Origin of the sequence: Alkalimonas delamerensis (assembly GCF_030717955.1) — a bacterium.
Taxonomy (GTDB): domain Bacteria; phylum Pseudomonadota; class Gammaproteobacteria; order Enterobacterales; family Alteromonadaceae; genus Alkalimonas; species Alkalimonas delamerensis.
Genome location: NZ_JAUZVY010000001.1, coordinates 275,673 through 291,284 on the forward strand (window position 1 = coordinate 275,673; position 15,612 = coordinate 291,284).

A 15,612-nucleotide genomic window follows, 5' to 3' on the forward strand; every position below is an offset into this window, starting at 1 on the left:
GCGCCGGCCTGTTCAGGTTCCTGGGTGGCGTTCGAACCAGTCCAGAATGCGCTTGAGCCGCTCGACCAGATTGACCGGGGTGCCATTGCGCGACAGGCTGTGGCCTTCGCCTTTAAACACCACCATCTCAACCGGTACCTCATTGGCTTTTAAGGCAAAAAACCACTCTTCGCCCTGGCCTATTGGGGTGATGTGATCGTCGGTGCTGTGAATAATCAGCGTCGGTGTTTGCACCCGATCGGCGTATTTCAGCGGCGAGCGCCCCCAGTACAGCTCGAAATTTTGCCAGAGGGTGCCAGCAAATTCGCGGCGCATGGAGTTCGGCGGGTACTGCTGAGTGCCGGCTTCCGACAACCAGTTGCTAACACTGCGTTGGGTGACGGCGGCGGTAAAGCGGTCGGTTTGTGTGGTGATCCAGTTGGTCAGAAAGCCACCATGGCTGCCGCCGGTAATGTAAAGCCGCGCCGGGTCCAGCCAGTCATTGGCCTGCAGCACGGCATCAAGCACCGCCATATTGTCGCGGTAATCGACACCGCCGTAATCGGCATGGACGGCATTTTGGTGCTCATAGCCATAGCCAGTGCTGCCACGGTAGTTGGTAAAGACTACCGCATAACCAGCAGCGGCCATCATCTGGAATTCATGGAACCACTGATGGCCCCACATGCCGCCCGGGCCACCCTTGATGTTTAAAATTAGCGGGTAAGACTGGCCCGCTTGCCAACCAACAGGTTTGAGTAAAAAGCCCTGACTTTGGCCCTGGTCGTGCTCAAACCAAAACGGCTGCAGTGGTTGCAGGGCCAGCTCACTTAGCAGATCTTGATTGAAAAATGTCAGTTGCCGTGGCGCCCGGTTGCCCTGCTGAAACCAGACCTCCGGCAGCTGTTGCTCGTCTTGCCACAGGTAGCTCAGGGCTTTGCCATTGGCAGCAAAACTAAAGCTGCCGGCACTGCCGTGTTCGCTCAAGCGAATGCTGGTACGGTCGCGGCGCAAATTCAGCTCAAACAACGGGCGTGATCCCAGGTGATCGGCACCCATCAAGACCCGGCCGCGTTCAGGCCAGTGCAGGCTGGAGGCTGAACGATCCCAATCGTTGGCAATGCGTCTGTTGTGACCATCGCGCAGCCGGTGAATGACCAGGTGTTCTGGCTCAAAGTAGTCGGCCTGATGGCGGTACAACAGCTCACGACCATCCGGTGACCAGTGGGGGGTGCTGGCCTGGCCAGGTAGGGTTTGCAGCCGGGTCAGCTGCTGGTTGCTTAGCTCCAGTACAAAGAGATCTTGCTGCATGCTGCCTTCCAGCGCATCGGCGCTGCGGTCTGAGGCGAACACAATCTGGCGGCCATCGGGGGAGAATTGCGCCGAGTGATCGTGCCAGCGCGCATCACCGGTTAAGCGGGTCAGTTCTTCGCTGGCCAGGTCCAGTAGCCAGAGTCCTGAACGTCGCTCATTCAGGTAGCCAGCCCCATCGCTTTTGTACAAGGCATGGCGAATGACCACGATGTCGGCTTCGGGCTGTTCTGCTTTGGCTGGTTGCTGATTTGGATCAGGGAGCTCGGGATCAACCGACAAGGTCAGCAGCAACTGCTTGCCATCGGGAGACCAGCTAAAGTCGCGGATCCCGGCTTGTTGCAATCGGGTGATGGCACGCGCTTCACCGCCATCAAGGGGCAGCAGGTGCAGTTGCTGCCCTTCACCTCGACCCGAGATAAAGGCCAGCTTCCGGCCATCGGGTGACCAGCGTGGGCTGCGATCCCCGTCGCTAAAAGTCAGCTGGCGCGGCTCCGAACTGCCGTCGGTCGCCACCAGCCACAGGTTGCTGCGGCGTTTGCGCTTGTCGTTGGCAATGGTGCTGTGCACAAAGGCAACCTGGCTGCCATCCGGCGCCAACTGTGGATCGGCTACGAAAACGAAACGGTAATAATCGTCCGGTTCCATGCCGCGGGGAGCGGCCTGAAGCGCCAAAGAAAACAGCAAAGTACAAGCAAGCAACAAGCGGATCATCGGTATACTCCTGAATGGGTCGCGGCAGATTTCAGCTTAAATGCTGGCTGGTGACAAGGCAAAACCGTTTGCCTGCACCCTGGCTGAGATAATTCGTTGTTATCCTGAAACGGCATTCCAGCCGTTTCGCAGTGCCCACCTTTTGAGATGGGTATTTATTAGCGAAACAACATGTACAGCAGTTGGGCCAGCAGCACAATGCCCACCAAAGGAAAAATAAAACGGCTAATTTGACTCAGCTCTTCATCACTGCGTTTTTTGCCGTACTTTTCCAGTACAGTGACCAACACAAAGAGGGCCACAAAAAGCAGCCCAAGAATCATAATAATGGGTGGCATCCCAGTCTCCGGCAACGATTTTTAAAGCTGTAGTCTAGTACGAATCGATCCTTGAATGAAGCCATCTTCAGGGATTTCCACTTGAGCCACAGCGCTGGATCCGTCAGCATAGGCGTATGAATAGCTCTGAGATTGAATGCGATGAACGAAACTCAGTTTTACGCACTGGCAGCGACGGCTGCGGTCGCGCTGGTGTCGCTGCTTGCCATGCTGCTGCTATGGCAGAGGCAGCGTCTGGCCCAGGCCTTGCTGCAACAAGAACTGCAGCAGACCCGGCTGCAAGTGCAGCAACTGCAGCAAGAATTGCAGGCGCAGACGGAGTTGGCGCTGCGTTACCGTGAGCAGTTGCAGGTGCGGCAAACCGAATTGCGTGAACGGGATTTGCAATTGGCCGAGAGCCGGCAGCAGCAGCAACAGCAGCAAGCAGATTACCTGGCAATCAAGGAGCAGCACGACCGGCTGCACAGTACCCTGGCAGCCAAAGAGCAGCATTTTACGGAACAGCTTAAGTTGATGACGGATAGCCGTGAGCAGCTGAAAAAAGAGTTTGAGTTGTTGGCGCAGGAGGTGTTGGAGCGCAAAGGCAAAGCCTTCAGTGCGTTAAGCCAGCAGCAGTTGCAGCAGCTGTTGTCACCGCTGCAACAGGATATGAAAGGCTTTCGCGATAAAATGGAACGCATCCACAGCGATGAACTGCAACAACGCAGTGCGCTGAAAACCGAGCTGATCAATCTGCAGCAGCTGAATAATCGCATTACCGAGCAGGCGGAGCAATTGACCAAGGCACTGCAAGGGCAGAAAAAAGTGCAGGGCAATTGGGGGGAATTGATGCTGGAAAATGTGCTGGATAACTCGGGTTTACGCGCCGGGGTGGATTATCAGCGCGAAGTCAGCTTTGACAGCGAGGACGGCAAGCGTCGACCGGATGCCATTGTCTACTTACCGCAGCAGCGCCATTTGGTGATCGATGCCAAGACCTCTCTGGCGGCGTATACCCGATATGTCAATGCCGAGGATGAAAACAGCCGCAGTCTGGCCCTGCGGGAGCACTGTCAGGCGGTGAAAGATCGCATCGCCGAGTTGGCCGATAAAAGTTATTATCAGCTCAATGGCCTCAATTCGCCCGAAGTGGTGTTCTTGTTTATTCCGATTGAGTCGGCCTATGTCGAAGCCCTGAAGTTCGACCCGGATTTGTACCAAAGAGCCTTGCAGCGCAATGTGTTGGTGGCCACGCCGACCACCTTACTGACCAGTTTGAATATTGTCCGGCAGCTGTGGCGTTTTGAGGACCAAAGCAAGCACAGTGCGGAGCTGGCCAGCCGGGCCGAAAAGTTTTACAGCAAGTTGAAACTCTTTCTGGAAAGCATGCAAGGGGTGGGCAAGCAGTTGGATAAGGCGCGCGACAGTTACGACAAAGCCTTTAGTCAGCTGTACAGCGGTCGTGGCAACCTGATTAAACAAGCCGCCGAGTTTAAAGAGCTCGGCGTGGCGGTCACCAGTGAGCTGGATGCCGAACTGGTAGAAAAAGCCCGGCTGGAGTTGCATCCGGGCTCAGGCGAACAGCGCTCTGAACCGGCTGGCTAGCGGCAACCTAACCGTAGCAGAGTGCGAACAGCATCACCGCCAATATTGCAAAAGCGCCAGCGCTAAAGACGCCGAACTCAATGCGGGCCTCGGCTTTTTGCTCGGGAGTTTGCGTGGACGGTAAGGTGCAGGCATAGAGCAGGCAGCTTAAACCCAGCACCAGGCTGATGATGGTGACAGCGAACAACGAGGATGATAACAGCAGTTCCATAACCTTTTCCTGTAAAGCCAGACCAGAAATCGGCGCGTAGTGTACGGCAATTGGCCGCTATTTGCATGTGAAATCGCAGTGTTTGGCCGTCGCCAGGCAAAATATCAGCCTGACCAGAACCCAGCTTTCAGGCTGAAACGATGTGCGTAACATCGACAGACCCGTTTATCGATCCGGCAGGTGCAAGCCTGTCAGACTTAACAACAACAGGAGATTTGGGATGACCGGCAAGACGCTGCTTTTTTTGGCCGTGACGGCTGCTTTGTGGCTCAGTCCCGGGCTTAGCGCTGAACCCCGCCAGGCGGGAGCGGCCGACTGGCCGGTGCCGGTGCGCGAGCCGGCTCAGCTTAGCCTGACGCTTCCTGAGCAGCGAAGCCAGCGGGCTTGGGTGAACGACCGGCGAATTTTTTACAGCTATCAGGGCCAGGGCGCACTCTGGCTGGATATGCAGCAGGCCAGTTCGGCCCGTATTTTGGTCAATGGCCAGGTGCTGACGCTGCCAGCCGAGCTGAGCAAGCATCCGATGGTGTTGTCGCTGGCGGGGGTTACCCGCGATGGTCTGAATCAGTTGCGGGTGGCCGAGGTAAAGCCGGCCGGGGCCAGTATCCAGCTTCGACTGGATTACCCCAGACTGAAAGATGGCTCGGCAACCGAGGCTGGCTTTTCAGCTAAGCGCCTGGCCGAACTGGATGCGCTGATTGAGCAGGAGGTTGCCGCCGGTTTTCCCGGTGCTGTGTTGTTGATTGCGAAAAATGGCCGGGTGGTCAAAGAAAGCGCCTACGGTTATGCCAAGCGCTACGACCGCCATGGCCAGCTGCTGGAGCAGCCGGTGCCGATGCGGACCGACACCCTGTTTGACCTGGCATCGAACAGCAAGATGTACGGAACCCTCTATGCGGTGATGAAGCTGGTCAGCGAGGGCAAACTGGATATCAATGCCCCGGTTCAGCGTTATCTGCCTGATTATCGGGGCGATGGCCGGGAGCAGCGTTTGGTGCGGGACCTGTTGGATCACAGTGCCGGCTACAGCCCCGAGCTGCACTTTTTCCGGCCTGACAATCCGCTGGGAGCGGACTTTTACTCGGTGGAGCCCGAGCGCACCCGCCGGTTGCTGGTTGAACAGGTGCCCTTTGAGCGGCCGCGCGGCCAGCAAAGCCGCTACAGCGATACCGGCTTTATGCTGTTGGGCGTTTTGGTTGAGCAACTGACTGGGTTGTCATTAGACCGCTATCTGGAACAAGAGTTGTATCAACCACTGGGGTTGAAGCGCACTCTGTTCAACCCTTTACAGAAGGGGGTTCCAGCGGCTGAGATCGCGGCCACCGAGCTGGACGGCAATTACCGGGCAGGCATGGCCCGGCCTTTTCCGGGCATGCGCCGCGGGGTGATTCGGGGCGAAGTGCATGATGAAAAAGCATTTCATTCGATGGCCGGGGTGGCCGGTCATGCGGGGTTGTTCAGCACCGCACGCGAGTTGGCCAAACTGATGCTGCTGGCTCAGCATGGCGGTTATGGCGATGTGCCACTGTTCAGTCAAGCCGTGATCCAGCAGTTTGTCCGGCCCTCGGTGCAGGATCACCGCTTTGGCTTGGGTTGGCGCACCGCCGTGGGTGGTGAGCTGGCCTGGCACTTTGGTCCTTATGCCAGCCGATATGCCTTTGGTCACACCGGCTGGACCGGGACTGCGACCTTGGTCGACCCCTATTACGATTTGCTGGTGGTGTTGTTGACCAATAAAAAACATTCGCCCATTCTGCCTCAGGGGGCGGGCTATGAATTCAGTGGCGATCGATTCGAAACCGGGCGTTATGGCAGCATCATGAGCCTGGTGTACGAAGCCATGCTGGGCTTGTAAACAACCAGCCCGGGCGGCGAAGAAAAAGGAGTACCATGGACATTAAATTGACAGCGCTGGACTGGGTAGTGTTTGGCGGTTATTTCCTGCTGTTGGCAGCCTTGGGCTGGGTGCTCAGCCAACGCCGACAGGGCAATGCCAGCGACTTTTTCTTGGCCGGCAATCAAATGCCATTGTGGGCGGTTGCGATTTCGGTGATGGCCACTTCGCAGTCGGCAGCGACTTTCCTCGGCGGGCCGGATCAGGGTTTTCGTGGTGATTTAAGTTATCTTGCCACCAATATTGGGGCCTTGATCGCAGCCTTGCTGGTGATGGCGTATCTGATCCCGCGTTATTACCAGGCCAGAGTCACCACCGTCTATGGCTTGCTGGAGCAGCGTTTTGGCGCCGGGGCCAAGCGTCAGGCCGGCAGTATGTATCTGTTTGGCCGGGTGTTTGCCAGCGGGGCCCGGCTGTACATGGCGGCCATTGCGGTTGCCATGGTGGTGTTTCATAACATTGAAGCCAGCAGTGTGGTGATGTCGATTGGGCTCTTGGCCTTTGGCGCTTTGGCGTACTCGGTGGTTGGCGGCATTCGCTCGGTCATTTATACCGATGCATTCCAGTGTGCAGTCTATGTGGTCGCGGCACTGGCCGTGCTGTTTTATCTGTGGTGGTTGATCCCGGCTGATAGCGGAGCCGTGCTTCAGGCCTTGCGTCAGCCTGTCGACGGCAGCGGTTCCAAATTGCAGTTGCTCGACTTTTCACTGGACTTCAGCTCTGCCGGCGTTTTTACCTTTTGGTCGGCGATTACCGGCTTTGTGCTGCTGAATATCGCTGCCTTTGGGTTGGATCAAGACATGACTCAACGGGTATTGACCTGCAAAACAGCGCGGCAGGGCGCTGGCGCTATGCTGTTGTCGGTGCTGATGATCATTCCGGTGATGCTGCTGTTTATTGCCATCGGCATGTTGCTCTATGTGTTTTACCAGCGCCCGGACTTGATGCTGCAGGGCAGCAGCGAGCTGGGCACGACCTTTGGCGGTGAAACCGTGACGGTCTTTATGTATTTTGTGTTGAATGAAATGCCGGCAGGTTTGCGGGGGCTGGTGACTGTGGGGGTGGTTGCCGCCGCTTTGTCGACCATGACATCCGGTTTGAACTCCATGGCTTCGGTGCTGGTGACCGATCTCTATCGGCCCTGGCGGCAGCGACGGCAACCGGCGACCTCTGAGCTGCATTTTGTTCGGGCCGGTCGTGTTGGCATGCTGCTAACTGCAACGGCTTTGTCGGCGATGGCTGTGCTGTGCTTTTACTGGCAGCAGTTCAGTGACATGCCGCTGCTGCCCTTTGCACTGAGCGTGATGGTGTTTTCGTACAGCGGTCTGTTGGGCGTGTACTTTACCGTGCTATTTACCCGCCGTGGCAATGCCAGCAGTGTCGCCGCCGCGCTGCTCTGCGGTTTCCTGGTGCCCTTGCTGTTTCAGCCGTATGTGCTGCAATTTGTTGGCCCCAGGCTCAGTCAGTGGGATTTGGGCTTTACCTGGCAGCTTTGTCTGGGTACTTTAGTAGCTACTTGTGTGTGTTGTTTGGGACGCGCTCCTGCGCAGCAGCCTTCCTTATCATCTGAAGTCACAGGAGAAAGTGTGTGACCGACTACATTCTCGGCATTGATGCCGGAGGAACCAAAACACTGGGACGTTTGCTGCATCCGGCGACGGGTCGCAGCTGGCAATTGAAAATGGGCTCGGCATCCCTGACCAACGATTACAACAATGCCGCTGCCACCTTGTACCAACTGATCAGCAACTTGTTCGAGCTGGCGCAGTGCCGGGGCGAGCAGGTCACAGTAGTAGCCGGCGTGCCGGGTGCCGGTAATGTCCAGTTGCGTACCTCACTGGAGCTGCATCTGGCTGAGCTTTGCCCACAGTTGTGGGTCACCACCGACGCCAAAACCTCGGTTTGGGGTGCCAACGCCGGCCAGCCTGTGGCGGTGGTGGCGCTTGGGACCGGCTCGGTCGGCATGCGGCTGGAAGCCAATGGCGAGGAGCGCCAGTTTGGTGGCTGGGGCTTTAACATAGGCGATGAAGGCAGTGGCGCTATTCTTGGCAAGATGGCGGTGCGCCAGGTGCTGGATGAGTTTGACCGGCGCCGCAGTTTTGACTCCCGGCTGGCCAAAGCCGTCACCGCCGTCATTGGCACGGATCCGGCAAATATTTTGGGGTGGCTCAAGCATGCGGTGGTCAATGACTTTTCGCGGCTGGCCCCGCTGGTACTGCCTTTGGCGGAGCAGTGCCCGCAAGCGGCCAAAGTCTTTGAGCGCTATGTTGCCGATGTGGTGGCACTGATTGATCTGACCTGTCTGGATGTCACCCTGCCTGTGGTGATCCTGGGCGGTCTGGCCGAAGGCACCTTGCCGCATTTGCCTGAACGGATCCGCCGTCAGGTGATTCCGGCGGCGGGAACCTCGGTGGACGGTGCCTTGCTGCTGGCCGAGCGTTGGCGCCAGGGCGAATTGGAAAAAACGGAGCCACGGGTATGAGCAAAGCGCCGCCACTGGACGCGACCAGCGAACAGCAACTGCTGCAGCAGTTAACGGGCTTTTTATCCGAAAGCCGCAATCCAGAGACGATGGATTTGGATCAGCTGGATACGCTGGAGCTGCTGCAACGCATCAATCAGGCCGATCAGCAGGTGCCTGCGGTGATAGCCGGCATCTTGCCGGATGTCGCCAGAGCGGTGGATGCCATTGTCGCAGCTTTCGCTGGCGGCGGCCGGCTGATTTACATCGGTGCCGGTACCAGCGGCCGCTTGGGGATTCTGGATGCAGCCGAATGCCCGCCAACCTTCAGCACGCCACCCGAGCAGGTTCAGGCCTTGATTGCCGGGGGGCCAGCGGCCATTTTACAAGCGGTGGAAGGAGCCGAAGACAACGCCGCTCAAGGGGTACTGGATGTGAAAGCCCTGGGGCTCAGCGCGGCCGATGTGCTGGTTGGTATCGCTGCCAGTGGCCGCACCCCCTATGTGGTGGCCGCGATGCAGTATGCTCAGACACTGGGCTGCACCACGGTTGGTATCAGCTGCAACCCGGGCACGGCCGTGCTGCAAAGCGCCGATATTCCACTTTGCGCCCCGGTTGGGCCCGAGGTGCTGACCGGCTCGACCCGGATGAAATCCGGCACGGCGCAAAAGCTGCTGCTGAATATGTTGTCAACTGCCAGCATGGTACGCAGTGGCAAGGTCTATCAGAACCTGATGGTGGACTTGCATGCCAGCAACCAAAAGTTAGTGGTGCGGGCGGCCCGTATCGTGGTGGAAGCGACCGGGTGCAGTCATCAGCAAGCACGACAGATGCTGGAGGACAGCGACTACCAGGCCAAGCTGGCCATTCTGCGTTTGCTGAGCGGCCTTGGCAAGGAAGACGCCAGGGCCTTGCTGGCAAAGCAGTCGGGCAGTTTAAGCCGTGCGCTTCAGCAGCAAGGTGACGGATAAAAAAAACCAGCGTACCTGTAACAGCACTACGCTGGTGTGGGCAGGGCCGGGCAAAACCCCGGCCAAAAGCGCTAACGGGTAAAGCCTTTACTGCTCGCTCACCGGCTCCAGCTTATCCGGATCGCTGCTCAGATCACGCGCCAGCAACAGGTACATCGCTGGCACCACAAACAAGGTAAAGGCGGTGCCAATGGTCATGCCGCTGGCGATCACCAAGCCCATTGCATAGCGGGAGGCGGCTCCGGCGCCACTGGCGACCAGCAGTGGGATCATCGCCAGCACGGTGGCGGCGGTGGTCATTAAGATCGGCCGCAGCCGCACGGCAGTGGCTTCTTCAATGGCTTCGCGTTTACTACGACCTTCCTGCTGCAACTGGTTGGCAAACTCGACAATCAAAATACCGTGCTTGGCAATCAGCCCTACCAGAGTCAGCAAGCCAACCTGGGTGTAGATATTCAAACTGGTAAAGCCCAGACTGATAAAGATCAGCGCACCGCAAACACTCATCGGTACGGTGACCAGAATAATGACGGCATTTTTGAACGACTCAAACTGCGCCGCCAGCACCAGGAAAATCACAATCAAAGCAAAGAAGAAGGTGATCACCAATTGCTGGCCTTCGGCTTTGAACTGCCGCGATTGACCGGCGTAATCGACGGTGAAGCCGGCGGGCAGCACTTCTGCGGCAATCTCATCCAGCACCGCCAGGGCTTCACCCAGAGGGACGCCAGGGCGAGGCAGCCCGGAGATGGTGACCGCATTGAGCTGCTGAAATCCTTTCAGCGCCTGCGGTTGCACACTCTCTTCCAGCGTGACTAAGGTGGATAACGGCACTAGCTCACCATCGCGATTGCGGGTGTAGTAATTTTTCAGCTGCTCGGGGTTTAAGCGTTCCAGTCGCTCGACCTGTGGGATCACTCGGTACGAGCGGTTGTCCATGGCGAAACGACCGGCATCGGCACCCGCCAGCAAGCTGCCCAGATCGGCGGCGACTTGTTGCATGCTAACACCCATCAGAGCTGCTTTGTCCCGGTCGACATGCACGGTTTGCCGTGGCCGGTCAATCTTCAGGTCGTTATCGACAAAAATAAAGCGACCACTGGCCATGGCGCGGCCCATGATTTGCTGTGCAACCTCCTGCAAGGCTTCGAACGGCTGCGTAGAGCCAATAACAAACTCTACCGGCAAGCCGCCACCAGGTGAGGGCAAAGAAGGCGGCACCAGCGCAAAGCTGTTCAGGCCTGGTAAGCCATCCAGAAATGGTTGAATTTGCGTTTCCAGTACCTGCTGAGTGCTGCGGCTGCGCTGATCCCAAGGGGATAACACCAGGCCAGCAATGGCGGTATTGGTGCCGCCCATGCCATTGATAATAAATACATTTTCCAGCTCTGGAATCTCATCCAGCAAGCGGTTCAGCTCTTTGGTGTTGCGCTCCAGATAATCCAGGGTGGCAAAGCTGTCGGCATTTAGAATGGAGAACACAAAGCCCTGATCTTCAGCCGGCTCCAGCTCCGATGGGCTGGTTACAAACAAGAAGTAGCAGGACACCAGCACGATACCACCAAAGGTCAGCAGCACTGGCAAGTAGTTCAGGGCACCATGCAGCTGTTTCTGGTAACCGCGGCGCAGACTGGCAAAGCGCCGATCCAGCCAGGCTTCCAAACGCGGTTTATCGGCCTCGGATTTATGTGCTTTTAAGATGTAGGCGCACATCACCGGCGACAGCGTCAATGCCACCACACCGGATAAAATCACCGTGGCTGCCAGGGTAAAGGCAAATTCTACAAAGAGGACCCCGGTTAGTCCGCCGACAAAACCAATTGGAATAAAAACCGCTACTAAGGTGGTGGACATGGAAATAATGGGCCAGGCCAGTTGGCGGGCGCCTAAGATCGCGGCCTCGGTGCGGGATTTGCCTTCTTCCATAAAGCGGTGAATGTTTTCCAGCATAATGATGGCGTCATCCACCACAATGCCGATGGCAAGCACCATGGCCAGCAAGGTGAGCAGGTTAATGGAAAAGCCCAGCAGCCACATTAAAAAGAAGGTACCAACCAGGGACACCGGAATGGCCACGGCTGGAATAATGACACTGCGCATCGAGCCCAGAAAGGCGTAGATCACCAACACCACAATCAGCAGCGCCAGCACAATGGACACCACCACTTCGTTGATGGCACTTTCGATGTATTCGGTCGAGTCGTACGGAATATCGGCACCTAAGCCTTCCGGCAACTGTGGAATGATGTCGCGGTCCCAAACCCGCCGCACTTCAGCAATCACATCCAGCGCATTGGCATCCGGTGCGATTTCAATGCCCATAAAGGTGGCCGCCAGACCGTTGAAACTGACCGAGCTTTCGTAGCTTTCAGCGCCCAGTTCGACTTCCGCGATGTCCATTAAGCGCACCAGGGCATCGCTGTCGGAACGAATTACCAGCTGCTCAAATTCGGCCACACTTTGCAGATCGGTGGCGGCATTGAGATCCACTGCCACCATCTGGCCTTTGGTACGGCCAAGGGCAGCCAGCACATTGTTGCTGCGCAGCGCCTGGGTGACATCGCTGCCGGTGACCCCCAGAGCCGCCATGCGGTTTGGATCCAGCCAGATCCGCATCGCGTAGGTGCGAGCACCGAGAATTTCCGCCCGTTGCACGCCCGGTATGGTGGCCAGTTGTGGTTCCACCACCCGCACCAGATAGTCGGTGATCTGGTTGTTGCCCAGTACCTCGCTGAAAAACGACAGGTACATGGCGGCGACATCCTGACCTACTTTCAGGTTGACCACAGGATCGCGGGCATTTTCCGGCAACTCGGAGCGGACTTTGTTCACCTGAGCGGCAATCTGGGTCAGGGCTTCGTTCGGATCGTAATCCAGTCGCAGGTAGGCTTCGATGGAGCTCATGCCAGCGACGGAGGTGGATACAATGTAATCAATGCCTTCGGCGGCGGCAATTTCCCGCTCCAAGGGGCTGGTGATAAAGCCCTGAATCAAATCGGCATCGGCACCGACATAGACGGTGGAAACCGTCACCACGGCATTTTTTATTTCCGGGAACTGGCGCACATTCATATCGAATAAAGAGCGCAGCCCCAGCAACACAATAAAGAGGCTGACCACCGTTGCCAGCACGGGCTTACGAATAAAGACGTCGGTAAAGCGCATCTTTGGCTTCCTTATTGATTGGCTGGTTGCGGCGTCAGCTCGGCACTGGGCTGGGCATTGCCATTCTCGCTAACTTTTACCGCGGCACCATTCCGTAGCTTCAATAGCCCAGAGGTTGCCACCTGATCGCCGGTTTCCAGTCCGCCAGTGATGTTGATCAGATCGCCGCGGCGCTCACCGGTTTGCACAAAGCGCTGGAAGGCTTTGAGCTGGCCATCTTCTTCCCGCAGCACGAACACCGAGTTGCCAAAGGTATTGAACTGAATGGCGGTTTGCGGCACCAGCAACACTTCTTGCACGTCACCGGTCAGCACTTCAACCCGGCCAAACATACCCGGGCGCAGTTGTTGCTCCGGGTTGGCTAAGGTCGCCTGAATTTCGATGCTACGACTGGAAGCGCGCACCGCCGGGGCGATGGCGGTGATCTGACCTTTGAACGACTGCTCGGGGAAGGCGTCTATCCGCACCCGCACCTGCTGCTCGGTGTGCAAGCGGGCCAGCTGCTGCTCTGGCAGGGTGAAATTCAAGTAAATCGGATCCAGCGCTTCAATGCTGACCACCTTACTCCCCGGCGATACCAGCTGGCCTAAATTGACCTGACGAATGCCGACGATGCCACTAAAGGGCGCACGAATTTCTTTTTGCGCAATACGGGCCTGCTGCATCCGAACCGCGGCTTTGGCTTGCTCGGCTTCACTTTCGCGACGACGCAGATCCAGCTCGGCAACGCTATTGTCCTGATACAGCCGCTTGGTCCGCTCCAGCTCAATGTAAGCCAATCGTTCAGCTGCTTTTAACCGGGCCAGCTCAGGTTGGTCGATGCTGTCGTCCAGCTTCACCAGCAGCTGACCCTGTTCGACGGTAGCACCACTTTCGAACAAAATCTCCCGCACGATGCCGCTGGCTTCGCTGGTTAACTCGGTGCCCTGTGTGGCCACAAAATTCCCTACTGCAGCCATGGCGCCTTCCCAGCGATCCGGCTTGGCTGTGGCGGCCGTGATGCTGGCTGTGGGCATCGGCATGTTGTCAAAAAACTGATTCATGAAGTAATTGCCAATGGCTTTGTAGCCAAAAATGCCGCCAAAGATAATAAAGACGGCGACTAACATCAGACTCATGCGCTTAAACATGATGACTCCTTGCTGGGCTGGCTGGCAGCCACTGATTCTAGATAAAAAAGTTCGGTGTTATGCAATGTCCAGCTGCTGCTCAATTTGCAGCACCAAGCGGGTTAATTGCTCCGGCTGACTGAGGTCCTGCAGCGGCTGCCACTGCATGCCATTCAGCAACCGGTTCATGTTGCGGTACATGGTCATGGGGCTGCGAGGAATCGAAAATGCTTCCAGCAACCCCTGGGTGTGCTCCAGCGTATGGCTGCCCTGACAGAGTGCCCAGGTGCCATAAGCCAACTCCATGGTACTGGCGCCTTGCGGATCCAGATCACCGTCGTCGATGGCTTGCTGCACAATGCCACTGACGATACGACAAATCGGCTGACCACACTGCAGCAACTGCTGCCGTCTGGCTTCGGAGGCATTTTCCCACACCGCTTCGGTCATCACGTACTGCGATAGCTTGACGTAATTGGCTTGACGACGGTTGAAGTCCTGCTCGGCTACGCAGATGGCGAAGATGCGCATCCGCGACGGCGCCTGCCATTGCTCAATGCGTTCAAACAGGGCCAAATGCAGCGCGGACTGACGGGCCATCAGCGCCATCAGCAAGTCTTCTTTTGAACTAAAGTGTTGGTACAGGGTGCCGGTGGCGTAATCGCAGGCTTTGGCCAGCTTGGCCATTTGCAGCTGCAAAAAGCCTTCTTCAGCAATCAACTGCTCTGCTGTATCCAGAAACAGCTGCTCACGTTCTTCCCGTTCCCGCTGTTTGCGTTCCGATGTTCCCATAACCACCTCTTTTGATAAGGTGGCATATTTTGAACCAGATTCAAAAATCGATCAAGCGTTCAATTTATGAACCTTTGTAAGGGGCTGTAACGGTCGCGGGTTTTTGATGCGGTAAAAGTTGTCGAATTTTGTGAAAAGGGGTCAGCACCAGAGCATTACCGGCCAACACCAGTGCAAAGCCGAACAGGGTGCTTAATTGCCACTGAAAGCCTTCGTACCAGCTGCTGAGAAGCACCGCCACCAAAGGAAACAGCACGATGGTATAGCTGGCTTTTTCCGGCCCCATCCGTTTGAGTAGCGCGAAGTAAGTGCCAAAGGCGATCACGGTGCCAAACAGCGATAAGTAAAGCAGGGACCACAGGTAAGCCGGCTGGCTGCTAAAGACAAAGGAGTGCCCGCTGAGCAATGCGAGCGCCAGCAGCGCCAAAGTCCCGTACAACATGCCCCAGGCATTCATGGCTAGAATACCAATCCCCCGCCGAGAGTTGCGCACACTTAGCATATTGCCAAAAGAAGCACTTAAGGTGCCGGACAGCACCAGCAACAAGCCAAGCAGGCTGGTATTGGCCAGGCTCAGACCCGTCAGATCCGGTGCAAACAACACCGCGATGCCTCCTATGCCTAGAGCGGCTCCAACATAAATGCGTTTGGCAACCGGTTGACCAAAGAACAAGCGGGTATTGACGATGTTCATCAGCAACAAGGTGGAAAAGGCAATGGCTGCCATGGCCGAGGTTAAGTAAAGCTGGGCCTGGTAAAGCAGGAAGTAGTTCAGCGCGAAGTTCAGCACCGCCATCAGGGCGACACTCAGGTGCATCGAGCCTGGCAGTCGCATTGGGAGGCGCCGCAGCAGGCACCAGGCCCAGAGCAGCAGAGCCGCCAGCCCAAAACGGTACACCAGCGAAACGGCAATGGGTACCTCGCCCAGCTGAAACTCTATTGCCAGCCAGGTAGAGCCCCAAATCAAGACAGTAACAAGGTACAGCAAGGCGTTTTGCATGGCAGGCTCCGGCCGGCAGAAGTTTGTGCTGCTATGCTAGCGTTTTTCTGTATACTCACCATACACAGAAAATAAGAAATGTG

The 15,612-nt window shown here is 56.9% G+C and carries 12 protein-coding genes; 5 read left to right on the plus strand and 7 right to left on the minus strand.

From position 1 onward, the window contains the following. Nucleotides 1–12: 12 nt before the first annotated feature. Entirely contained in the window at nucleotides 13–2,004 is a 1,992-nt protein-coding gene (locus Q3O59_RS01270; RefSeq protein ID WP_305943877.1) for a S9 family peptidase, read from the minus strand. 158 nt (nucleotides 2,005–2,162) lie between these two features. Next, on the minus strand, nucleotides 2,163–2,342 hold the full coding sequence (locus Q3O59_RS01275; protein ID WP_305943878.1) for a hypothetical protein: 180 nt from the start codon (nucleotides 2,340–2,342) through the stop codon (nucleotides 2,163–2,165). A gap of 141 nt (nucleotides 2,343–2,483) precedes the next feature. On the opposite strand from Q3O59_RS01275, the gene Q3O59_RS01280 reads away from it, so the two are divergent. Further along, nucleotides 2,484–3,926 (plus strand): DNA recombination protein RmuC, encoded by a 1,443-nt coding sequence (locus tag Q3O59_RS01280; RefSeq protein ID WP_369812337.1) that lies wholly within the window; start codon nucleotides 2,484–2,486, stop codon nucleotides 3,924–3,926. A 7-nt stretch (nucleotides 3,927–3,933) separates the two neighbouring features. Here Q3O59_RS01280 and Q3O59_RS01285 read toward each other — a convergent pair whose 3' ends face one another. Continuing rightward, nucleotides 3,934–4,137 carry a hypothetical protein gene (locus Q3O59_RS01285; protein ID WP_305943879.1) on the minus strand — a complete coding sequence of 68 codons (204 nt, stop codon included), beginning with the start codon at nucleotides 4,135–4,137 and terminating at the stop codon, nucleotides 3,934–3,936. Nucleotides 4,138–4,357: 220 nt separating this feature from the next. On the opposite strand from Q3O59_RS01285, the gene pbp4b reads away from it, so the two are divergent. Genes pbp4b through murQ form a run of 4 tightly spaced genes read left to right on the plus strand, consistent with a single transcriptional unit; the run spans nucleotide 4,358 to nucleotide 9,463 of the window. Beyond that, a complete protein-coding gene (gene pbp4b, locus Q3O59_RS01290) occupies nucleotides 4,358–5,992 on the plus strand; it encodes a penicillin binding protein PBP4B (RefSeq protein WP_305943880.1) in 1,635 nt (544 codons plus the stop codon). Nucleotides 5,993–6,027: 35 nt separating this feature from the next. Further along, a complete protein-coding gene (locus Q3O59_RS01295) occupies nucleotides 6,028–7,623 on the plus strand; it encodes a sodium:solute symporter (RefSeq protein WP_305943881.1) in 1,596 nt (531 codons plus the stop codon). Beyond that, the gene (locus Q3O59_RS01300) at nucleotides 7,620–8,513 is read left to right on the plus strand and encodes a glucosamine kinase nucleotide-binding domain-containing protein (RefSeq protein WP_305943882.1); all 894 of its coding nucleotides are present in this window, start codon (nucleotides 7,620–7,622) and stop codon (nucleotides 8,511–8,513) included. The genes Q3O59_RS01295 and Q3O59_RS01300 overlap by 4 nt, the downstream gene beginning before the upstream one ends. Further along, nucleotides 8,510–9,463 carry an N-acetylmuramic acid 6-phosphate etherase gene (gene murQ, locus Q3O59_RS01305; RefSeq protein WP_305943883.1) on the plus strand — a complete coding sequence of 318 codons (954 nt, stop codon included), beginning with the start codon at nucleotides 8,510–8,512 and terminating at the stop codon, nucleotides 9,461–9,463. Before Q3O59_RS01300 ends, murQ begins: the two co-directional genes overlap by 4 nt. A gap of 87 nt (nucleotides 9,464–9,550) precedes the next feature. Here murQ and Q3O59_RS01310 read toward each other — a convergent pair whose 3' ends face one another. The 4 genes from Q3O59_RS01310 to Q3O59_RS01325 form a co-directional block, all read right to left on the minus strand. Then, complete coding sequence (locus Q3O59_RS01310) at nucleotides 9,551–12,628, minus strand: efflux RND transporter permease subunit (protein ID WP_305943884.1); 3,078 nt, start codon at nucleotides 12,626–12,628, stop codon at nucleotides 9,551–9,553. Between the two features lie 11 nt (nucleotides 12,629–12,639). Then, nucleotides 12,640–13,758 carry an efflux RND transporter periplasmic adaptor subunit gene (locus Q3O59_RS01315; protein WP_305943885.1) on the minus strand — a complete coding sequence of 373 codons (1,119 nt, stop codon included), beginning with the start codon at nucleotides 13,756–13,758 and terminating at the stop codon, nucleotides 12,640–12,642. Nucleotides 13,759–13,815: 57 nt separating this feature from the next. Next, on the minus strand, nucleotides 13,816–14,529 hold the full coding sequence (locus Q3O59_RS01320; protein WP_305943886.1) for a TetR/AcrR family transcriptional regulator: 714 nt from the start codon (nucleotides 14,527–14,529) through the stop codon (nucleotides 13,816–13,818). Nucleotides 14,530–14,593: 64 nt separating this feature from the next. Beyond that, on the minus strand, nucleotides 14,594–15,529 hold the full coding sequence (locus tag Q3O59_RS01325; protein ID WP_305943887.1) for a DMT family transporter: 936 nt from the start codon (nucleotides 15,527–15,529) through the stop codon (nucleotides 14,594–14,596). Between the last annotated feature and the right edge of the window lie 83 nt (nucleotides 15,530–15,612).